This window comes from Spirosoma koreense, from assembly GCF_054777875.1.
Genome location: NZ_BAAHAC010000022.1, coordinates 2,460,790 through 2,480,970 on the forward strand (window position 1 = coordinate 2,460,790; position 20,181 = coordinate 2,480,970).

Sequence of the window (20,181 nt, forward strand, 5' to 3'; positions counted from 1 at the left end):
CCGCTTGTCCCGGCAGCAACCCGTTTGTGTATAAATTTCGATGAACGGGCTTTTTGTCCCGAAATTTGGTCAACTCGGTTGTCTTTCCGGGGTCACTAACCTAACATCTTGCATTTTGCGTCCGACCTGCGCGGTGGGCCGCTCCCGATTATGAAAAAATCTTTATTTTCTCTGCTGATTGGTTCATCGTTGCTGATGACTGCCGGTAAGGGTTGGGCTCAGTTTCCGACCATCCCCGGTGGTGGGCAACAACGGCCGGCTGCCATTCCCGGCACGGCTTCCGACGACTCGCCCCGTGGCAATGCTAAACTAACCGGTACGGTCATCGATTCGACCAGTGGCAAACCAGTTGAGTTTGCCAGTATTGCCCTCGTCGATAGTAAAACAAAGAAACCCATCGACGGTACGGTGGCCGATGATAAGGGGAAGTTTACCCTGAACAAATTACCTGAGGGCGATTTTCAGCTATTGATCTCGTTCGTGGGTTACCGCAACAAAACCATTTCGAGCGTAAAACTAAACCGGAAAGGCGACGTCGATCTGGGCCCGGTGAAACTGGCTGCCGACGTTCGGACCCTGAAAGAAGTGGAAGTGGTGGGACAGGCTTCCCTGGTCGAGGAAAAAGTAGACCGACTGGTGTACAACGCCGATAAGGACATTACGGCCAAAGGGGGCGATGCTACCGATGTCATGCGCAAAGTGCCGCTGCTGTCGGTCGATCTGGACGGGAACGTCAGCCTGCGCGGCAGCAGCAACGTTCGGGTGCTGATCAACAACAAACCCAGTACGATTGTTGCCAGCAGCGTGGCCGATGCGCTGAAGCAGATTCCGGCCGATATGATCAAGACTGTTGAAGTGATTACCTCGCCTTCGGCCAAGTACGATGCAGAAGGCTCCGCCGGAATCATCAACATCATCACCAAGAAAACGACCCTGCAGGGCTTTACCCTGAACCTCGATACGGGGGTCGGAAACCGCGGGTCGAACTTGGGTCTGAACGGAAATTTACGGACGGGCAAGATGGGTTTCAGCCTGAGCGGCTTTGGGCGGGCCAACTACAATGTGGTGGGTAGCTTCGCCAATACCCAGCGCACGTTTGGCGCCAACAACAGCGTTACAACCACCGACCAGACCGCCGATACGCGCAACCACGGCCTGTTTGGGCAATATACGCTGGGTTGGGATTACGATATCAGCAAGAACAGCGCCATCACGGCGAGTCTGCGCTACGGCGCCCGTAACAACTACTCGAATCAGGATAATTTCATTACCCGGACGGTTTCGCCAAACGCTTATTTTCCGATTGTTTCCGACCGGAACGTGCTGACCAAGGATCTGTCGGGAACGGTCGATGCCAACATCGATTATACCCGGACGTTCAAGCCGCAGCAGGAGCTGAGCGTGTCGACTCAATACAGCCGCAACAACCGCAACAACGATTTTACGGCCGACATCCTGAGCAATGCGGATTTTTCGACCATTGCCTCGCGGCAGCAGAACCTGAACAACAGCTTCAACCAGGAAAGTACGATTCAGGGCGACTATCAGACGCCTATCGGGAAGAATCAACTGCTGGAAATGGGTGGAAAAGGAATCTTCCGGGAGGTCGAAAGTGCCTACAGCTACAACATCGCCACGGGCTCCAGTGACTTCCAGACCGACCCGACCCGGACGGCCAATACCCTGCATTACGACCAAACCATCGGCGCGGGCTACGTATCCTATACCCTGACGACCAAAAATAAGTACACCATCAAGGCCGGTACACGCTATGAGCACACCTCGATCAATGCCAATTACAGTCAGAATCAGACTGGCGATCAGAGTGTAAAAGCGGGGCAGGACCTGGGAATACCGAGCTATAACAACCTGGTTCCCAGTATCAATATTTCGAAAACGCTGAAAGGAGGAAAGACCGTCAAGCTGGCTTATAACCGACGCCTGCAGCGGCCGGGCATTCAGTTTCTGAACCCGAACATCAATACCTCCAACCCAACCAACATTACCCAGGGAAACCCATACTTATCGCCTGAATTGACCGACAATTTTGAGCTGGCTACCAGCGCTTACGTAAAAAGTGTTTACCTGAACGTATCGCTCTTTGCCCGGCAGACGAATAATTCCATCACCAGCGTTCGTGACACGGTAAGGTCGAGCATCGGGCAAGTCAACAACCCCGCGCTGGCTCAGGTGATCCGCACCACTTACCTGAACATCGGTCGGGAATCGGCCTACGGGACCAATATTTTCGGAAATGCGACCCTGTTCTCGAAATGGCAGATTGGCGGAGGGTTCGACCTGTATTATTCGTACCTGACCAACAACAGCAACTCATCGATCTACCAGGCGACGAACTCGGGCTGGGTGGTCACAGGCCGGTTCTTTACGAACCTGACGCTGAAAAACGGCTGGGGACTTCAGGGCTTCGGGTTTATTCGGGGCCGACAGATTCAGTTGCAGGGTTATCAGGGCGGCTTTGCGTTCTATAGCCTTGGCCTGAAAAAAGACCTGAAGGACAAACGCGGCAGCTTCGGCATTGCAGGCGAAAATTTCTTCAACAACCCGTTTACCGTCCGGTCGGAATCAGCCTCACCGATCTTTACCCAAAACAGCCGGACCAGCTTATACAACGCCGGGGTTCGGGTAAATTTCAGCTACAAATTCGGCAAGCTCAGCTTCGATCAGCCGCAGCGTAAACGCGGTCGTTCGGTCGACAATGACGACGTCAAGAGCGGTGAAGGGGGCGGTGATCAGCCACAACAGCAGCCAGCGCAGGGTGGTAATCGCGGTGGCGCTCGGCCGAGGTAGTGTAGCAAAGGGCATGGGGGTAAGGGCAGAGAACCAGGACTACACTGACTCTCTACCCTTACCCCCATGCCCTTTGCCCTACAACATCGCTGCGCCGAAAACGCCGGCACTGTCGCCCAGTTTGGGTTTCAAAAAGCGGGTGTTGATCTGGCGGCTGTTGAACACGTATTTCCGGGCCCGGGCGAGCCCTTCGGTGTAGAGGAGATCGATGTTGCCCAGCCCCCCGCCCAGCACGATGGCGTCGGGGTCCAGGATGTTGATAATGACGGCAATGCCCCGGCCGAAGTATTCGAGCATGCGGTTGACGGTCTGGCTGGCAACCAGGTCGTTGCCCTGCTGATAGCGACTCATGATTTCCTGCATGAGGAGGTCCTCCCCGCTAATCTGCTTGTAATACCGCTGGAGGGCAGGCCCCGAAATAACCTGTTCGACGCAGCCCCGTTTTCCACAATAGCAGGCATGTCCGTTCTCTTCGAGGATATTATGACCCCATTCGCCCCCGATGCCCTGTAATCCATTCAGAATAAACGGACGTTTTTCCTTGCCTTTGGCGCGCACCACAATGCCACCCCCAACGCCGGTTCCCATAATGACGCCAAAAACCGTTTGATAGGCCGGAAGCACATCGGGTACGATACCCATTGTCGCTTCGGCCAGGGCAAAGCAGTTGGCGTCGTTCGCCACTTCGATGGGCAGGTTCAGGAGCCGGGTCAGGTCCTGCTTGAGCGGCTTGCCGTTCAGTACGGTGGTATTGCTGTTTTTCATGGCCTGCCGGGCCGGGTCGAACGTGCCGGGTGTACTGAAACCAATTCGGCCCGGAGTCGAACCCGTTTCAGCTTTGAGCATCTCGATGAGCCGAACCAGTTGACTCAGGATGTGGTCGTAGCCTTTATGGGCTTCGGTATCAATACGCTTTCGAATGATAACGGCATCGGGCGAGGGGGCCGAAAGCACAACGCCTTCAATTTTAGTCCCCCCCAAATCGATACCCCAGTATGTCTGCATAGAGTAAGAAAAGGTTTAAGGTTTACGAATTAAGCTTTAAAACAATTCAGCGTGTAAGTTTGTAGTTAAAAACTCATTAATCATCCTGTATTCAATCGTCGAGCATGTTAACACCTGGTCAGAAAGCGCCCGATTTCACGCTGTTTAATACCGATCGAAACGAAGTTTCCCTGCAGAACTTTCGGGGTAACAACCTGATTATCCTGTTTTTCCCGATGGCGTTCACCAGCGTTTGTACCGCTGAACTGTGTGAAATGCGCGACAACATCGGTACCTATGCCGATCTGAACGCTCAGGTAGTCGGTATCTCCGTCGATTCGCCGTTTACGCTGGCTAAATTTAAAGAAGAACAGCATCTCCCATTCGATTTGCTGTCCGATTTCAACAAAGAAGTTTCGCAGACCTACGATACCTACTACGAAACATTTGTCATGAATCTGAAAGGAGTCAGCAAACGGTCGGCCTTCGTTGTCGACCGCGATGGCGTCATCCAATACGCCGAAGTCCTCGAAAAAGCCAGCGACGTTCCCAATTTCCAGGCCATCCAGCAAACGCTCACCTCACTGAATTAAGGTAGTACCGACCGCCCCGATCGGATAGATTTGGTATTCGTATCCGACGGGGCGGTAGGGCAGTAAACTCATCAGTCAACACATGGCCTGGTATCATAGTTTTTTCCATGGATTACCACAAACCGCCTGGAAGGCAGCCCAGACCGAGGAACAGACTCAGCGCGAACTCGAACTACTGGTCGACACGCTCGATTTTGGTCCTGGCGATCGACTGCTGGATGTCTTCTGTGGCTATGGTCGGCACGCCCTGCCGCTGGCCCGAATGGGTGCCCGCCTAACAGGTGTCGATATTTCCCCGGAGTATATCGATGAACTGACGGCCGTTGCCAAAGCCGGAAACATAGCGATGCAGGCGGTCGTCGGCGATTTTCTGAGTTTACCAGAAGCCGAGCTCCGCGGGCCGGCATCTTTTGATGCCGCTTATTGCCTGGGCAATAGCTTCAGCTTTTTTCCGCGGACCGATATGCTCCTGTTACTGACGAAAATTGCCGGCCTGCTACGACCTGGCGGCCGCTTTCTGGCTCATACGGAAATGGTAGCTGAATCGGTTCTGCCCGACTATCAGGGCCGAAACTGGCAACCCGTCGGCGACGACATCCTTTTTCTGGTCGAGAATACCTATGATCCGCTCGAAAGCCGGATCGAATCCCACCTTACCTATATACACAAGGGAGAACTACAGACCCGCACCGCCCAGCACTACATTTACACCCTGGCCGAATTGCGCCATTTTTTTGCGGAAACCGGCCTTTCGATCCTGGCCTGTTACGGAACTCCAGAAGGAGAGTCTTATGTACTGGGCGACGAAGCGGTATGGATTCTGGCCGAGCGTAATTAACAGCGAATAGTCAAAAATAAACTTATGAAGCGAATTGCATCCGTTAAGTAGATTTCTACGGGACGATGCGGATTTAACCTTTACTTGATTATGGGATTAAGAAAAGGAGCCCTTTGATTTTTTGATAAATTCAATAGAATGTTTTCCATATCCCGCTATAAATACGAACTTTACAGAATATTTAACACCGTTAACTGCCGACTGATAACCTACTCCTATGCAAACTATAGAACGGAAACTGCGAAGCCGTGAGCAAACCCGTTCCGGCATCGTCAATACTGCCAAAGCCATCGCCAGTCGCGAAGGCTGGCAAGCTGTTTCGATTCGTAAAATCGCTGATGCGATTGATTATAGCGCTCCTGTCGTCTACGAATACTTCGATAGTAAAGACGTATTGCTGGATGAGATCCGCTCCGAAGGATTTCGTCATCTGCAGCAGGAGTACGACCGCATTCTGAAATTATACCGCGATCCTGAGAAGCGGCTTTTCGAAATTTCGATTATCCAATGGCAGTTCGCCCGTCAGCAACCCGAAATTTACCAGGTGATGTATAACCTGGACGGGGCCTACTGTACGCTGCCCGTCTATCAATCCGAAGCGATGCAGGCGGTTAGCCATGCTGTCTGCGAAACCATTTATTCATTTATCCCCAAATCGAAGGAAACCATCAAACGGCTGTACTTCCAGTGGTGGTCGGTTTCGCACGGGATGATCATGCTGGCGATGTTGCTCAAAGACGAACAGCCGCTCGATCAATCCGAGCAAGTCTACCGCGAAACCATGCGCCGGTTTGTTTCTGGCCTACGGGGGTAGTTAGCAAAGGGTATGGGGGTAAGGGCTTTGGGGCTAGGGCGAAATCACTCTACCCCCAATGCCCTTACCCCGATGCCCTTTGCCGCTCACCCCGCCCGCCGTTTTTCGTCTTCAGCTCCGCCTGCCCGTCGGCGTGAAGGAGACAGGTTGTCGTTGCCAAAGCGGTACGTGAACGAAGCCGTCGCTACCCGCGTGTCCTGCCGCTGATAAAACTGTTCGACGTAGTTAGCGTAGGTAGACAAGGCACTGGTTGGACTGGTGTAGAAAATGTCGGTTACGTTCAGCTTAAGGGTTCCTTTTTTGTTGAACATGGTTTTCTGCAGGCCCAGGTTAAGCTGCCCAAGCGGCCGAATGTCCAGAAAGCCGTATAACTGGCGCGACTGGTAATTGCCCGTCAGGTCGGCTGTCCAGCCCCGACCAAGTGAAAACGTATTCGTGCTGTTGAGCGTGAATGCCGGGAGCCCTTTGTCCAGGGAGGTTCCCGCCAGGTCGCCAATAAACAGGTTGTAATAAGCCACTACGTTGTTGTCCATCGTCCACCAGCGTGTCGGTTGGGCCGGAACCGTCAGGGTAAAGCCGTAGTAATCCGAACGGGTCAGGTTCTGGAACGTCGACACCGCCTGTCGGTTGCCTTCGGGTGCGGGCTGAATGACGCTGATGATCGGCTGGTCGGTACGGCTGTAGCTGATCGAGGTAATAAATTTTTGCTTGTAGGTGTGCGTCAGTTCGATGTTGTAGCTCGACTGCGGAAACAGCGACGGGTTGCCCGAAAAATACGTAGTGGCGTCGATATACGCCCGGAACGGATTCAACTGGTTGTAAGTTGGCCGGTCGATCCGGCGGCTAAGCGACAGGCTCATGTCATGCGTTTTCGACAGCGTTCGTTTGACGAATACGCTCGGAAATAGCTGGAAATAGTGCCGCTCGAACCCGGCGTTACCGATCACCTGCAAGCCCGTCGCGTTTGTCTGTTCACCGCGTAGTCCCAGCTGGAGCGATGTTTTGCCAACCGTCGTGCTGACGTTGAGGTAAGCCGCGTTGATATTTTCATCGTACTGAAACTGGTTCGACTTTCCGGTGTCGATCACGCTGATTCCTTCGCGGATGTTCGTAAACAACACATCATTATCGGAATGTACCCGGCTTATTTTTACGCCCGCTTCCAGCCGCCCCTGCTTTGGAAGCTTATGGGTGTAGTCGGCTTTGACGGAACTGATATTCAGGCCCCCGTTCAGCTTGCCATCCAGCGTGGTCGGCGGTTGCACGGGGACCGTAAATGTCGTGGCCAGATTCTGGAGTCTATGGGTTTCGTAATGCGCAAAGTCGACGTCGGCGGTGAGTTCGCGGTTGCCGGTCGAGTCGAGGTTGTGTTTCAGGTTCAGGTTTGCCGCGATATTCGGAACGGAGAGGTTTCGGCGGTTGGCCGACTGGTAGCTGGATTGCAGGTTGCCCTGCTCGTCGAAGGTCTGGGTAGTATTCGGAATGTGCGCTTCGGCATTCATCACCAGTCCATTGACAACGGCCCCCACGAGCGTTCGTTTGGAAAGCGAATAATCGACCCCTGCCCGGTAGGTATGTGAGAAGTACTGCGTTTTGCCAATATTATCCTGATCGCTGCTGCCGACAAACTGACTCTTCTGGTAAAAATTCCGATGGAGCGTCAACTGACTGAACACATTGCGGTCGCTATACGTGTAGTTGCCGAAAGTATTCAGTTTTTTGTGCCGGTGGTTGAGCGAGAGCCCGCTGGTGAGCTTGTAATACCGACCGTAGCCGTAGCTGGCCGTGGCGCTTCCGTTCGTACCCTGACGGCTGTCTTTCTTCAGGTTGATGGCAATGATCCCGGCGCTGCCGGCTGCGTCGTATTTGGCTGGCGGGTTAGTGATCAGTTCAATCTTTTCGATGGAGTTGGCCGGAAGCGCCCGCAACATCTCACCCAGTTCCGTTCCCGACATCGGCACGCGCTTCCCGTCGATCAGTACCAGAACCCCCTGTTTGCCACGAAGAGCCAGATTATCGTTCTGATCGATCGTAACCCCCGGCGATCGGCTGAGAATTTCCAGGGAGGTAGCCCCGGCGCTGAGTGGACTACCGTCTACATTGACGACGATCCGGTCGACTTCGCGTTCGAAAAGCGGTTTGCGGGCCTGTACGGTCACTTCCGTCAACTGGGTTTTACTGCTGGCCTTCAACTGAATCGGTGGAAGGGTGTGATCGGCTGAAGATAGCGCGAAAACCGCCGTATGAGCCCGCTCGAAGCCGACCTGCGAGGCCGAAACAAAATAATTCCCGGCAGGAAGCTGATCGAACCGAAAGGCACCGCCGGCATCACTAAACTCAGTTTTGACAACAACCGAATCGGTAGCCCTGTGTAAAGCGATCGTAGCAAATTCGATGGTTGCGCCTTCGGTGTTGCGTACGATACCGGAGACTACAGGGCCGTTTTTGGCGAAAACAAAGGTGCCCCCGGTCAGGAGCACAACGAAAAACAGACAGATGCGTAGTGGATGCCTCATACCGGACTGCGTTTAGGTTGCGAAAAAAATCGATGTCGGGCAAAAGACCCGAACCGATTTCGGCAGCGCGGCAATTCTCCACAAACGGCCTAAAATGAGTATTAATGGAGAGGGAATAAAAGTAACTTTCAGGCAGTATAGGACGACTTAATGCATCGGCAAGGTTTTAACTTTGCCTCCCGCTACGTCGTCGACGCTGTGCTGAATGATAAAGGCGTTGGGGTCGATTTCCAGGACGATCGAGCGCATTCTGCTGATTTCCAGCCGGGTAATGACAGTGTATAAAACCGTATCGTTTTCCTGATGACTACCGTGTTTGCCATAGCCACCCTGCCCTTTTAAGAGTGTTACGCCCCATCCTTTATCGATGATGCGCTGCTGAATAGGGGCTGGGTTTTTGGAAATGATCAGAATAGCCGTGTATTCTTCGATTCCGTGGATGACGAAATCGACGGTTTTGGAAGCCGCGAAATACGTAATCATGGAGTAAAGAGCCGGGCTTATACCCAGAAAAAAAGCGGCCGCGCCGAAGATCAGTAAGTTGAGGAGCAGAATAACATCGCTGACTTTCAGCAGGGGCGTACTCCGGCTAATCAGCAGGGCGGCAATTTCGGTCCCATCGAGTACGGCGCCCCCGCGCATGGCCAGGCCAATACCAGCGCCAATGAAAAAACCGCCGAATACCGCTGTCAGTAATAAATCGGGCGTTACGTCGGGATAAGGAATCACGGCCAGGCTAAGCGACAGACCGGCAATCGCAACGGTACTCTTTAAGGCGAACTGCCGACCAAACTGCCGGTAGCCCAGTCCGATGAAAGGCAGGTTGATCAGCAACAGCCAGATCGGCAGGGGTATTTCGAAGAGAGTAGCCAGAAGCATGGAAACTCCCGTAACCCCCCCGTCGATGAAATGACTCGAGGTTAGAAAGCCTTTGATGCCCAGCCCGGCACTGAGCACCCCGGCAATCATGAAAGCAATATCTTTAACAGGGCGGTAATAGGGAGACTGTTGAATCATCGGTGGAAATTTGGTCAGCTGGCTATCAATACAACCCCTCGATAGACAGATAACGTTCGCCGGTGTCGTAGCAAAAAGTCAGAATTCGGCTGCCGGGCGGAAGATCCCGGAGTTTTTTCGCGACGGCCGCCAGCGATGCTCCCGACGAAATACCCACAAAAGTGCCTTCTTCTTTCGCTGAACGGCGCGCCATGTCGTAGGCTTCTTCTTTGCTCACCTGAATAGTGCCATCGAGGACGTCGGTGTTCAGATTTTGGGGAATAAACCCCGCGCCAATGCCCTGAATGGGGTGAGGTCCCGGAGCCCCACCGCTGATAACCGGCGACAGCTCCGGCTCGACGGCATAGACTTTCATCTTCGGAAACTGTTGTTTGAGCACCTGCCCGACGGCGGTAATGTGGCCACCCGTTCCGACCCCGGTAATCAGCGCGTCGAACCCTTCGGGGAAGTCAGTTAAAATTTCCTGAGCGGTGGTGCGGATATGGATATCGACGTTGGCGGGGTTCTCGAACTGTTGGGGCATCCAGGCCCCCGGCGTTTGGGCTACCAGTTCATGCGCCCGTTCGATGGCTCCTTTCATGCCTCGCTCGCGGGGTGTCAGGTCGAATTCGGCGCCGTAAGCCGCCATAATTTTTCGTCGTTCAACGCTCATCGATTCGGGCATCACCAGAATCAGTTTGTAGCCTTTCACCGCAGCCACCATTGCCAGGCCAATGCCCGTGTTTCCCGAAGTCGGTTCAATAATGGTGCTTTCAGTATTGAGCAGGCCCTGCGCTTCGGCTTCTTCGACCATCGCCAGCGCTATGCGGTCTTTAATGCTCGCACCCGGATTGGCCCGTTCGAGTTTTGTCCAGACTTCATAACCCGGAAATAGCCGATTTATGCGTACATGGGGGGTCTGGCCGATGGTATCGAGAATCGTGGTTGCTTTCATGAAAAGAGTTAATAGTGGTTAGGTGCCAGCCATTCGTTTTATCGGCAGGCGTTTAGATTTTAGTTCGGAGTAGGAGTCGATTGCTGGTCTTCGGGTTTGCACTGAACCAGGCCGGGTTCTGAATGGCTCAATCGACTCGCTTAAACGCTAACTGCTTTTAGATGACAAAATTGATCGGCTCTTCGGATTCGAGCGATTTAAGCCGAACGTCGGTCTGGTGCTGATTGAATACCAGCGAATGCGCATTGACACTACTCGTCAGCCATACGTTTCCACCAATGATCGAATCGTGCCCTACCACGGTAAAGCCACCTAAAATGGTTGCATTGGCGTAAATGACGACGTTGTCTTCGATGGTTGGGTGCCGCTTGCGCTGCGCCATGGATTTTGCTACGTGCGTAGCGCCCAGGGTCACCCCCTGGTAAATTTTAACATTATTGCCGATCACGGTCGTTTCGCCGATGACAACTCCCGTTCCGTGATCGATGAAAAAAGATTTACCGATCCTGGCACCTGGGTGAATGTCGATTCCCGTCTGACCGTGTGCATATTCGGTCAGCATCCGGGGCAGAAGCGGTACGTTCAGGTGAAGCAGCTCGTGGGCGATCCGATACACCGCAATGGTATAAAAACCCGGATACACTGCCACGACTTCCTCGACGCCCACCGCGGCCGGGTCGTTATCGGCAATGGAGTGGGCATCCAGCAGCAGGCTGTCGTAGATAGCCGGCAACCGCTCGAAAAACTGCTCGGTAATGACTGCCGGACTTGCGGCCAGGTTCTTTTCCAACGGACACAGCAGGTTCGTCAGTTGCTGATGCAGGCTCTGGTAGGTTTCTTCCACGTGCTGCGATACAGATTTGCAGTCCTGGGTAACCGGAAACAGCAAACGCATCAGTTGATCGATGAACCGACCGGCATCGGGCCGGGAAGGAAGTTTATAGCGATACTGCGACCGTTGGGCCTGGAGGTGTTCGAGAAAAGAGCTGGTATCGGTAATCATAGCGGTTACTTTAGCTGTAAAACCAGTTGTGACAAACAGTCGTTCGATTCGTAGTCAGGAAATGAGAGTAGAAGGTAGACCCCGTTTTGTAGAAAGACTACACCAGAACAATAGCCATTTAACGACTAAAATTGGATTCTGACATAGCTAACTGCTGTTTTTTGAACAAAATGCCGTCCAGAAAATTCGATCGAATGAGTTGGACCCCGATTTGCAGCGCAAATTAATACACATAGAACTTTTCGAGAGAGTTGAGTCACGATTATCCCGGAAAATCCTACAACAAATAAAGTGAATCGTTATGTTAAGTAAAGCCTTCGTCACCCTACTGATTTCGCTGATGGCTACCTCGGGAGTTGCCTGGATGCTGGCCGTTGCCTGTAAACCAGTCGAACAAACTGAAACCAGGGTTCAGGATTCGACAGCGTCGACAGCACCGACGGCTAAGGTAGCCAACGCGTATCCGAAACTAACTTTTTCGTCGCCTGTAGAATATACGTACGCCAACGACGGCACCAGCCGAGTGTTTGTGGTGGAGCAGGAAGGCCGGATTCGGGTATTTGAAAACGAAGCCAACGCGTCATCCGCCGGTACGTATCTAGATATCCGAAATAAAGTCGCGTTCGGTGGCGAAATGGGCCTGTTGGGACTGGCTTTCCATCCCGATTTCAAACAGAACGGTTTTTTCTACGTCAATTATACCAGGAACAACCCGCGCGAAACGATCGTCAGCCGATTCAAAGCCTCATCGGCTACGGCCTCCACGGTCGATCCGGGTTCGGAGGTGATCCTGTTTCGGTTTGAGCAGCCTTATGCTAACCACAACGGCGGCAAAGTGTTGTTCGGGCCCGACGGGTACCTGTACGTTTCGACGGGGGATGGGGGTAGCGGGGGCGATCCGCAGAACAACGGCCAGAATCGCAGCAGCTGGTTAGGTAAAATTCTGCGCGTAGACGTCAACAGTACTGATAAGGGGCATTATGGTATTCCGAAAGACAATCCGTTCAAAGGAAATACCAATGGGTACCGGGAAGAGATTTTTGCTTACGGGCTACGGAATCCTTGGCGCATTAGCTTCGACGATCAGGGTCGGCTCTGGGCAGGGGATGTGGGCCAGAACAAGATCGAAGAAGTCGATATCATCACGAAAGGAGGGAACTACGGCTGGCGCATCAAAGAAGCCAATGCCGATTATAATGCCAAAGACAACAACGTAAATGCCGCCGAACTGATACCGCCGATCTGGCAGTACAGCCATGATAACGGCGACGTGTCAATTACTGGTGGAATCGTGTACCGCGGCCCGTCAAGTCCATCACTGAAGGGGAAATACATTTACGCCGACTACGCCAGTGGACGAGTTTGGGCTCTGGCAACCAACGGGAATAAATCGGCTGGTAACCAGGAAATTATAGCAAGAGCCGGTACTATATCGGCTTTTGGCGAAGATCAGAAAAACGAACTGTATCTGTGCGATTACGCGTCCGGAAAGATTTTAAAATTAACCGGAAACTGATTGGGTAAGGTGGAGTTGGAAGCCATGGCACGCCTACTCACTCTCAGTTAAAACAATCTGAAAACAAAACGACCCGACGCCAATAGAGCCGGGTCGTTTTGTTTTAAGTCGAAAAGATATTAGGTTGTGAGCTCAAGGGCTCAGGAGTATTTTCTGACACTATGAAACGGCCCCGCAACATGTATGACAACCGTCGTAATCGAATCGCCACTGGGCTTGACCCGCATTTCGGGGGATGATACCGGCGTTTCAGCCATTTCCTGTACGGATGTCCCAACGGATATACCCGAAACGGCGGTTTCTGACTTATTGCCCGAACCTGTTCGGCAGGCCGCCGAGCAACTCCGGGCGTATTTTGCCGGCCACCGGCAAACATTCGATTTTCGGTTGAATCCGACCGGAACCGACTTTCAGCAAACGGTTTGGCAAGCTTTGCTCGACGTGCCGTTTGGTACGACGCTTTCCTATTTGACCCTAACCCGGCGCATCGGCGACGAAAAAGCCATCCGGGCAGTGGCCGCTGCAAACGGCCGGAATCCGCTCTGGATCGTTGTGCCCTGCCACCGGATCATCGGGTCCGATGGCTCCCTGACGGGCTACGCGGGTGGGCTCTGGCGGAAGCAATGGCTGCTGGATCATGAACGGGTTCTGGCCGGGCGCGAAACAGGGAGGCAGTTATCCTTGTTCTAATGGCTGAAAGCCTACGTCGATGCCCTATCTTGCTCTGCTTCTACTGTCTTGCCTGGTGCTGTTTATTTCCTCCTGTGCTCCCCGCTACAAAGGGCCGGTAACCGATCATTTCAACGGTAAGAAATTTTTCAACCCCGGTCAGGAAGAACGATCGACCGGTGGTGTCCTGAAGTGGCTATTGAACCGGGATAAAGGTCCGTGGCCCGAACAGCCCGACGCCTATGTCGGTACTCGTCCTGCGACGCGCATCGAGGGCGATAGTTTGGTGCTCACCTTCGTCAATCATTCGACGTTTCTGATCCAAACCAACGGGCTCAATATTCTGACCGATCCTGTCTGGTCGGAGCGGGTTGGACCGATGTCGTGGCTGGGAATCAAACGCAAGCGCCCCCCCGGACTACGCTTCGAGGAACTGCCACCCATCGATGTGGTGCTGCTGAGCCATAATCATTACGACCACCTGGATCTGCCGACGGTCAAAAAGCTGGTTAAAGCCCATAATCCGTTGTTTATCACACCCCTGGGTGTTTCGTATCTGCCCAAATCCGTCGGCGGTCGAACGAGCCGCGAACTCGACTGGACCGATACGTTGCGCGTCAACGACCGGCTCTGGCTCACCTGCACGCGCGCGCAGCACTTCAGCAACCGCGGCCTGGGCGACCGCGACGAAACGCTCTGGTGCGGCTACCTGATTCATACGAGTTTCGGGACTACGTATTTTTGCGGAGATAGCGGTTATGGCCCGCATTTCAAGGAGATTGGCGAACTGGCCCGGCGTGATTCAGCCGATGGAGCGATCAAACTGGCGCTGTTGCCCATCGGGTCATACCGGCCAGAGTGGTTTATGGCTCCCGTTCACGTGTCACCCGCTGGGGCGGTGCAGGCCTTCAGGGACCTGGGTATAAATCAGGCGGTCGGCATTCATTTCGGCACTTTTCAGCAGGGCGACGATGGACTGTACGAACCCGCCGACGATCTCCGCAAAGCCTTACGTGAGAAAAATATTCCCGAAAGCCAGTTCCTGGTGCCGAAAGAAGGGCATCCGATGGTATTTAAATAACCGGTGGCATTCGTCGATCAAAGTGACAGTTTTTTCTCATAGGCCAGAAACCGCAGACCAGGCCGGAAGCTGAGCGTGATAGCTCCGGCGTATTCATACCCTAGCTTCGGGAATAGTTTCTGCGTGACCTGGTTTTCCGAATTGGTATCGATGCGCAGAAAGGAGATTCCCCGTTCCAGAGCAATCTGTTCGGCCTGATTCAGCAGTGCTGCCGCCACGCCCTGCCCGCGGAAGGCTGGATCGACGGCCAGTCGGTGCGTAACCACCGCCCGCTGGCTGAGGTCGAAACCAACCTGGGCATACTCCGGCTCCTGGTCTTCGGTCAGGGCGGCTACACCCGCGAGCTGTCCGTCGATGTCGGCCACCCACAGTTGCCCTTTTGCGATATCGGTGCTAAATACGGTTTCGTTAGGGTAGTGGTCATCCCACTGGAAATTGCCGGAAGCCTGCATCAGGGGAACTACGCCCTTGATAAGGGCTAGTAAAGCCGTGATGTCAGCAGGGGTGGCGAGACGAATGGTCATCGGATAAACAAATAAGTTGGGGCAAAGAAGGGAGTTAGCGGGGAGTTGACCAACCTGAAGTCGGTCCATAAAGATTATACCGAGCCCGAACGGTTAGGGAACAATGATTCTATCCCCGTGGCTTTTGGGGGCGGATGTAACCAGAAAATGCAGGTCCTGACTGGAGTCATTGCGCATCTGATGCGGTACCATCGGTTCAATTTCCATTCCCTCGTGGGTTTTCAGCACGACAATCTGGTTCCCGATCGCCAGGGTGGCCTCACCCGCGAGCACAAAGAAAAACTGCCGGGCTTGCTGGTGATAATGCTTAACTTCCAAGGTGCCCGGCGGCATCCGCTCCTGGATGATACTCAGCGAATCGGACTTTACCAGGTGCCAGCCGTCGCAGGTGGTCCCCCACGTATAATGTTCGGCGGTTTGCGCGCTGACAGGTGTACCCGCATAATCGTTCATGGTGTAGGTGCGTATGAGCGGTTTGGAAAGCGACGTTGGCAGAACCTGGTTCGACCAGCCGCCCGTTTACTTTTCTTCCTTCAGCATTTCGACAACCATACTTAGCTCGTTTACCGTGCTCTCCGGATCACCCGAATAGCCGACGTACCGGTAACGCACCCGGCCGTTCGGACCGATAACGACTTTGGTTGGAATGCCCAGCACTTTGTAGGCTTTGGCAACCCGCTGCTGGTCGTCGATCGGGACCACGAACGGGTAGGGGTGTTTGTCCATGAACGTATACACGCGCTGTAACGGGCCACCTTCGCGGGTGTTGACAAACAGAAACCGTACGTTGGGGTCATTCTGGAATTTGGTCTGGGCCTGCTGCATGGCCGGAAACGACGCGATACAGGGACCGCACCAGGTAGCCCAGAAATCCAGCACGACTACTTTTCCTTTCAGTGCCGAGGAGGATATCGTCCGGCCTTTCAGATCGGTCATCGTGAAGGCGGGAGCCGGCTCATTGATCAGCACCTGCTTGAGTTCATCCCGCAGATCCGCGCGTAAATCGGCTTCAAGATCCGCGATATAGACATCCGCTTTGGCTTCGTCCTGACCGGGTTGTTTGCCGTACCAGTTTCGCAGAGCGGTCTTGAGCGCCGGTGTCGCTTTGCCTACCTGAATCGCAGCTTCGACCATCGGACGGGCTTCGGCCGCGTGGTTCGTTCGGAGCGCACACAGAAAATAGCGCTCATTGGTGAGGGGATCGCTCGTTTCCGGATCGTCGGGATTGACCGCCTGCTGATAAGCCGCAAAGGCTTCGGCGTGTTTTCCCTGCTGGTCGAGGATGCGGGCGTAGGTGTTCAGGAGCTGGCGCTGGCGATTCTGCTTCTCGATTTCCCAGTCGCCGGTCACGTTCAAAGGCTTTGGTTGCGTTTTCAGCACCAGCATGGCCCGCGTGATCAACTGCTGGGCTTCGGGCAGAGATCGGCGTTCTTCGGCTAACTGGTTGGCCATGCTGTTGAGCATCAGCGCGTCGGTTTGTGCTGCGGGCTGCTGTTCCATAAAGGCCACCAGACCTTTGTTGTCGTTATTTTTGAAATACCCATCGGCCATCATCACGGTCAGTGCAGGCAGGTAGGTCGATCCCGGATAATCCCGCAGAAAAGCCTGATAAGCCGCCTTTTTTCTGGTCCAGTCGGGTTCGTTGCGGATGCTCATCGAGCGGTCTTTCTGGGCCAGCGAACCCGCCGGATCGGTCGTTTTCTGCCGTTCGCGCAGCGCTTTGGCTTTTGGGAAATCCCCCATACTTTCGTAGAGCTGTGCTCCGGCAGCCAGTTCAGCCGCCGTTGGCGTCGGGCGCGAAGCCAGGTACGATTCGATACCTGCTTTTACTTTCGGGCCGTAGCCGGGTTTGCGTTGTTTGACCATAGCCGCCAGGTAATCGGACCAGTATAGCGGACGCAGATCGGGATGGCATTCGAGTTCCTGCTCGTACAGCAGCGCAACATGGTTGGGGTCGGGCCGCCCACCGGCCTCGTACAGAAAATGCGTACGGGAAAAGATTGAAGCCTGCCCCCCCGTTGCGTGCGGAAGCATCTGCCCGCTGGCGTCGCAGAGGGGGATAGCATAGAGCTTTCCTTTGTTAAGATCCGTTCGCTGGGGTTGCCGGCTGTTTAGAAACAGGAGCAGCGTACCCGCCACTTCGGGCTTCGCTCCGGGCAGCTGACCGACGAAATCGTTGCCCTGTCGAACCAGCTTTATGGTCGTAGATTTACTGATGTTCATGGCCGTCGGCGAGCCGTAGCGGATATACCGACCTTCGATGGTACTATCCTGCGCCAGTGGCGTGGTCTGGGGCGTATACGTAAACGAAACCGCCTGGCCAACCTGCGGGCTTTCGGGGAAATAGCGGAACTGAGCGCAGGCTGGAGTAAACAACACCAGCGAAAGCAGAAGGAAAGGATAAACTGGCAAGCGCATAGGAAAAGGCTTTGAAATAATACTGATCACACCGCGACAGGTTCCTCTTTGGGTACTGGTTTCGACACGGCCAATAAGCCCACAAACGTGAAGAGGCCATTCAAGAGGAGCCGTTCGAAACCAAACTGATAACCCCCAAACCAGGCAGCTGAGTTTTCATTGACAATGTACGTCAGAACCGGCGACGCCAGGCAGATCCAGGGCACAAACCGATCCATCACCGGGCGTTTGCTGAAAATACCGAATGCGTAAAGCCCCAGCAGTGGCCCGTAGGTATAGCCTGCAATGTCGAATACCGCCGTAATGACTTCTTTGCTGTTGAGTTGCCGAAAGACGATAATGATCAGGTAAAAGAGCAGCGAGAACCCGATATGCACGATTTGCTTGATGCGGGACCGCTCGACTTCGGGCCGTTTCTCGACGTTCATGAAATCGACGCAGAACGAGGTTGTGAGCGCCGTCAGGGCGGAGTCGGCGCTGGCGTAGGTAGCCGCCGTGATACCCAGCAGGAACGTAATGGCTACGACGAGGCCGAGGTGATTCAGGGCCAGGTTTGGGTACAGATCGTCGGTTCGGGCGGGAATGTCGATCCCCTCCCGTTGGGCGTAAGCGTACAGCAGCACTCCCAGCGACAGAAACAGGAAATTGACGAATACCAGGGTTACGGTAAACCAGAACATGTTTTTCTGCGCTTCGCCGATGTTTTTGCAGGTCAGGTTTTTCTGCATCAGATCCTGATCCAGCCCCGTCATCACAATGGCAATGAACGCCCCGGAAATAAACTGTTTGAAGAAGTTCTTCGGGTCGTTGCCGTCCCAGAAAAAAACCTGCGACATCGGGCTACTCCGGACGGTACTGACCAGTCCATCGAAGGACAGGTGCAACTCCTTCGAAATCAGGATGATCGTCAGGATGACGGCCGTAATGAGAAACAGGGTCTGCAGCGTGTCAGTCACGATAATCGTTTTGACGCCCCCTTTGAAGGTGTATATCCAGATGAGCCCGATGGTGATCAGAACCGATACCTCGAACGGAACCCCGAGCGGAGTAAACAGTGCCAGTTGCAGCACCCCAGCCGCTACGTACAGCCTGACGGCCGACCCCACACTGCGCGAGAGCAGAAAGAAGCCCGCGCCGGTTTTGTACGACCAGAAGCCGAAGCGTTTTTCCAGGTATCCGTAAATTGAGATCAGATTCAGTCGGTAGTAGAGCGGCATCAGCACCGAGCCGATGACCACATAACCGATAATGTAGCCCAGCACCACCTGGAAATACGAAAAGCCGATTTTGCCGACTGCGCCCGGCACCGAAATAAACGTAACCCCCGAGAGTGAGGTGCCAATCATGCCGAAGGCCACTAACCACCAGGGCGATTGTCGGTTGGCGGTGAAAAACGTGTTCGTATCGGCCCCCCGGGCCGTATAAAACGATACGGCGATCAGCATCCCGAAGTAGGCAATCAGAATCACTAAAGCAAGCGTGGTGTTCATTGTGAATGAGGTAACGTTTCAGGCCAGTCAGCAGGCTTTCAAAAGGGGTGAAGGTTGCTGAACAGGGTCATTATTTATGAATTTTTCCGGTACCCGTGTTGGGCTGATGGGCAGAAGATGGCGATGCTGAAACGGTAGCCACACAGATGTCAGCTGTTATCTGCCTGCCGCAAGTTACGACGAAAAGGCGAACCCAGGCCAACGGAAGCCGGCTGCCGCTCCTGCACCCGCTGTTGGTTGGTCGGCTTCGGCGCGTGCAGAGCGTACCCAGGCGCGGAGCGGGTAGCAAACGACCCGAGTTTATACCGGCGCCGGTTGGTAAAATAGAAGGCAGTAAATCAGTACGGTAAGCCCATTCTTATCCCGTTGCCGGGCAAACTAATACCTTAAAATCGGTGTTGAATAAACAGTGGGATTTACCCGTTTTGCTGGCCTGACAACCGGAACGTCAATTCGTTTATAACGGCGCATACAGATCGGCAATTGGTAAAACCATCCTGAAATCGACCACGTACTTTGGTCAGGCGAAGGTTTCAGAATCGGTCCGAACGAACCGTATCGCTGGGCGTTGCAAAACGCTGGTTCGGCTTTTTCTTGCGGTCATTTTTCCGTAAATTTGCTATATAAACACGTTTTTCGATTCCATGCAACCTTTTGAAGAAAACGATTGGTCGACCGATGTTGATGTGCTCGATGAGGTCGTCGAAACCGATGTACACAATCTCGTTGTCTTTAACGATGAAGTGAATACGTTCGACCACGTGATCGACACCCTGATTGACGTGTGTGCCCATACGCCTGAGCAGGCCGAGCAGTGCACCCTACTAATTCACTACAAAGGCAAGTGTACGGTCAAAAACGGCTCGTGGGATGAACTCGTGCCCATGCGCAACGAAATCTGCCGGCGAGGTATCTCCGCCGAAGTACTGAACTAAATGAATAGTGTATAATGGACAATGAAAAATGATTGAGTTCA

18 protein-coding genes are annotated in these 20,181 nt (G+C 53.8%); 9 read left to right on the forward strand and 9 right to left on the reverse strand.

Going from position 1 to position 20,181, the window contains the following annotated elements:
• Window positions 1-150 precede the first annotated feature (150 nt).
• The gene (locus ACYVC2_RS23695; protein ID WP_461106412.1) at window positions 151-2,808 is read left to right on the forward strand and encodes a TonB-dependent receptor; all 2,658 of its coding nucleotides are present in this window, start codon (window positions 151-153) and stop codon (window positions 2,806-2,808) included.
• Between the two features lie 78 nt (window positions 2,809-2,886).
• Here the strand turns inward: ACYVC2_RS23695 and ACYVC2_RS23700 are convergent, their stop codons facing one another.
• Window positions 2,887-3,813, reverse strand: a complete 927-nt coding sequence (locus tag ACYVC2_RS23700) for an ROK family protein (protein ID WP_461106414.1) — start codon at window positions 3,811-3,813, stop codon at window positions 2,887-2,889.
• A 104-nt stretch (window positions 3,814-3,917) separates the two neighbouring features.
• On the opposite strand from ACYVC2_RS23700, the gene ACYVC2_RS23705 reads away from it, so the two are divergent.
• From ACYVC2_RS23705 to ACYVC2_RS23715, 3 genes are all read left to right on the forward strand, one after another.
• Window positions 3,918-4,385, forward strand: a complete 468-nt coding sequence (locus tag ACYVC2_RS23705) for a redoxin domain-containing protein (protein WP_461106416.1) — start codon at window positions 3,918-3,920, stop codon at window positions 4,383-4,385.
• A gap of 82 nt (window positions 4,386-4,467) precedes the next feature.
• On the forward strand, window positions 4,468-5,223 hold the full coding sequence (locus ACYVC2_RS23710) for a class I SAM-dependent methyltransferase (protein WP_461106418.1): 756 nt from the start codon (window positions 4,468-4,470) through the stop codon (window positions 5,221-5,223).
• Window positions 5,224-5,440: 217 nt separating this feature from the next.
• The gene (locus ACYVC2_RS23715; RefSeq protein ID WP_461106420.1) at window positions 5,441-6,037 is read left to right on the forward strand and encodes a TetR/AcrR family transcriptional regulator; all 597 of its coding nucleotides are present in this window, start codon (window positions 5,441-5,443) and stop codon (window positions 6,035-6,037) included.
• A gap of 86 nt (window positions 6,038-6,123) precedes the next feature.
• On the opposite strand, the gene ACYVC2_RS23720 is transcribed toward ACYVC2_RS23715, so the two are convergent.
• From ACYVC2_RS23720 to ACYVC2_RS23735, 4 genes are all read right to left on the reverse strand, one after another.
• A complete protein-coding gene (locus ACYVC2_RS23720; protein WP_461106422.1) occupies window positions 6,124-8,553 on the reverse strand; it encodes an outer membrane beta-barrel protein in 2,430 nt (809 codons plus the stop codon).
• Window positions 8,554-8,700: 147 nt separating this feature from the next.
• Window positions 8,701-9,570 carry a YitT family protein gene (locus ACYVC2_RS23725; protein WP_461106424.1) on the reverse strand — a complete coding sequence of 290 codons (870 nt, stop codon included), beginning with the start codon at window positions 9,568-9,570 and terminating at the stop codon, window positions 8,701-8,703.
• Between the two features lie 25 nt (window positions 9,571-9,595).
• On the reverse strand, window positions 9,596-10,504 hold the full coding sequence (gene cysK, locus ACYVC2_RS23730; protein WP_461106426.1) for a cysteine synthase A: 909 nt from the start codon (window positions 10,502-10,504) through the stop codon (window positions 9,596-9,598).
• A gap of 157 nt (window positions 10,505-10,661) precedes the next feature.
• Window positions 10,662-11,507 carry a serine O-acetyltransferase gene (locus tag ACYVC2_RS23735; protein WP_461106428.1) on the reverse strand — a complete coding sequence of 282 codons (846 nt, stop codon included), beginning with the start codon at window positions 11,505-11,507 and terminating at the stop codon, window positions 10,662-10,664.
• Window positions 11,508-11,808: 301 nt separating this feature from the next.
• On the opposite strand from ACYVC2_RS23735, the gene ACYVC2_RS23740 reads away from it, so the two are divergent.
• The 3 genes from ACYVC2_RS23740 (at window position 11,809) to ACYVC2_RS23750 (ending at window position 14,773) form a co-directional block, all read left to right on the forward strand.
• A complete protein-coding gene (locus tag ACYVC2_RS23740) occupies window positions 11,809-13,023 on the forward strand; it encodes a PQQ-dependent sugar dehydrogenase (protein WP_461106430.1) in 1,215 nt (404 codons plus the stop codon).
• A 183-nt stretch (window positions 13,024-13,206) separates the two neighbouring features.
• Entirely contained in the window at window positions 13,207-13,713 is a 507-nt protein-coding gene (locus ACYVC2_RS23745) for a methylated-DNA--[protein]-cysteine S-methyltransferase (protein ID WP_461106432.1), read from the forward strand.
• Window positions 13,714-13,732: 19 nt separating this feature from the next.
• Window positions 13,733-14,773: an MBL fold metallo-hydrolase gene (locus ACYVC2_RS23750; protein WP_461106434.1), complete on the forward strand. Its 1,041-nt coding sequence runs from the start codon at window positions 13,733-13,735 to the stop codon at window positions 14,771-14,773.
• 17 nt (window positions 14,774-14,790) lie between these two features.
• Here ACYVC2_RS23750 and ACYVC2_RS23755 read toward each other — a convergent pair whose 3' ends face one another.
• From ACYVC2_RS23755 to ACYVC2_RS23770, 4 genes are all read right to left on the reverse strand, one after another.
• Window positions 14,791-15,366, reverse strand: a complete 576-nt coding sequence (locus tag ACYVC2_RS23755; protein WP_461106436.1) for a GNAT family N-acetyltransferase — start codon at window positions 15,364-15,366, stop codon at window positions 14,791-14,793.
• A 24-nt stretch (window positions 15,367-15,390) separates the two neighbouring features.
• Window positions 15,391-15,750 (reverse strand): cupin domain-containing protein, encoded by a 360-nt coding sequence (locus tag ACYVC2_RS23760; protein ID WP_461106438.1) that lies wholly within the window; start codon window positions 15,748-15,750, stop codon window positions 15,391-15,393.
• Between the two features lie 66 nt (window positions 15,751-15,816).
• Window positions 15,817-17,715: a redoxin domain-containing protein gene (locus ACYVC2_RS23765; RefSeq protein ID WP_461106440.1), complete on the reverse strand. Its 1,899-nt coding sequence runs from the start codon at window positions 17,713-17,715 to the stop codon at window positions 15,817-15,819.
• 26 nt (window positions 17,716-17,741) lie between these two features.
• On the reverse strand, window positions 17,742-19,205 hold the full coding sequence (locus ACYVC2_RS23770) for a sodium:solute symporter (RefSeq protein ID WP_461106442.1): 1,464 nt from the start codon (window positions 19,203-19,205) through the stop codon (window positions 17,742-17,744).
• A gap of 146 nt (window positions 19,206-19,351) precedes the next feature.
• Between ACYVC2_RS23770 and ACYVC2_RS23775 the strand changes: the two genes are divergently transcribed.
• Window positions 19,352-19,555 carry a hypothetical protein gene (locus ACYVC2_RS23775; protein WP_461106444.1) on the forward strand — a complete coding sequence of 68 codons (204 nt, stop codon included), beginning with the start codon at window positions 19,352-19,354 and terminating at the stop codon, window positions 19,553-19,555.
• A 294-nt stretch (window positions 19,556-19,849) separates the two neighbouring features.
• Window positions 19,850-20,140 (forward strand): ATP-dependent Clp protease adaptor ClpS, encoded by a 291-nt coding sequence (locus tag ACYVC2_RS23780; protein ID WP_461106446.1) that lies wholly within the window; start codon window positions 19,850-19,852, stop codon window positions 20,138-20,140.
• The last annotated feature ends 41 nt before the right edge of the window (window positions 20,141-20,181 follow it).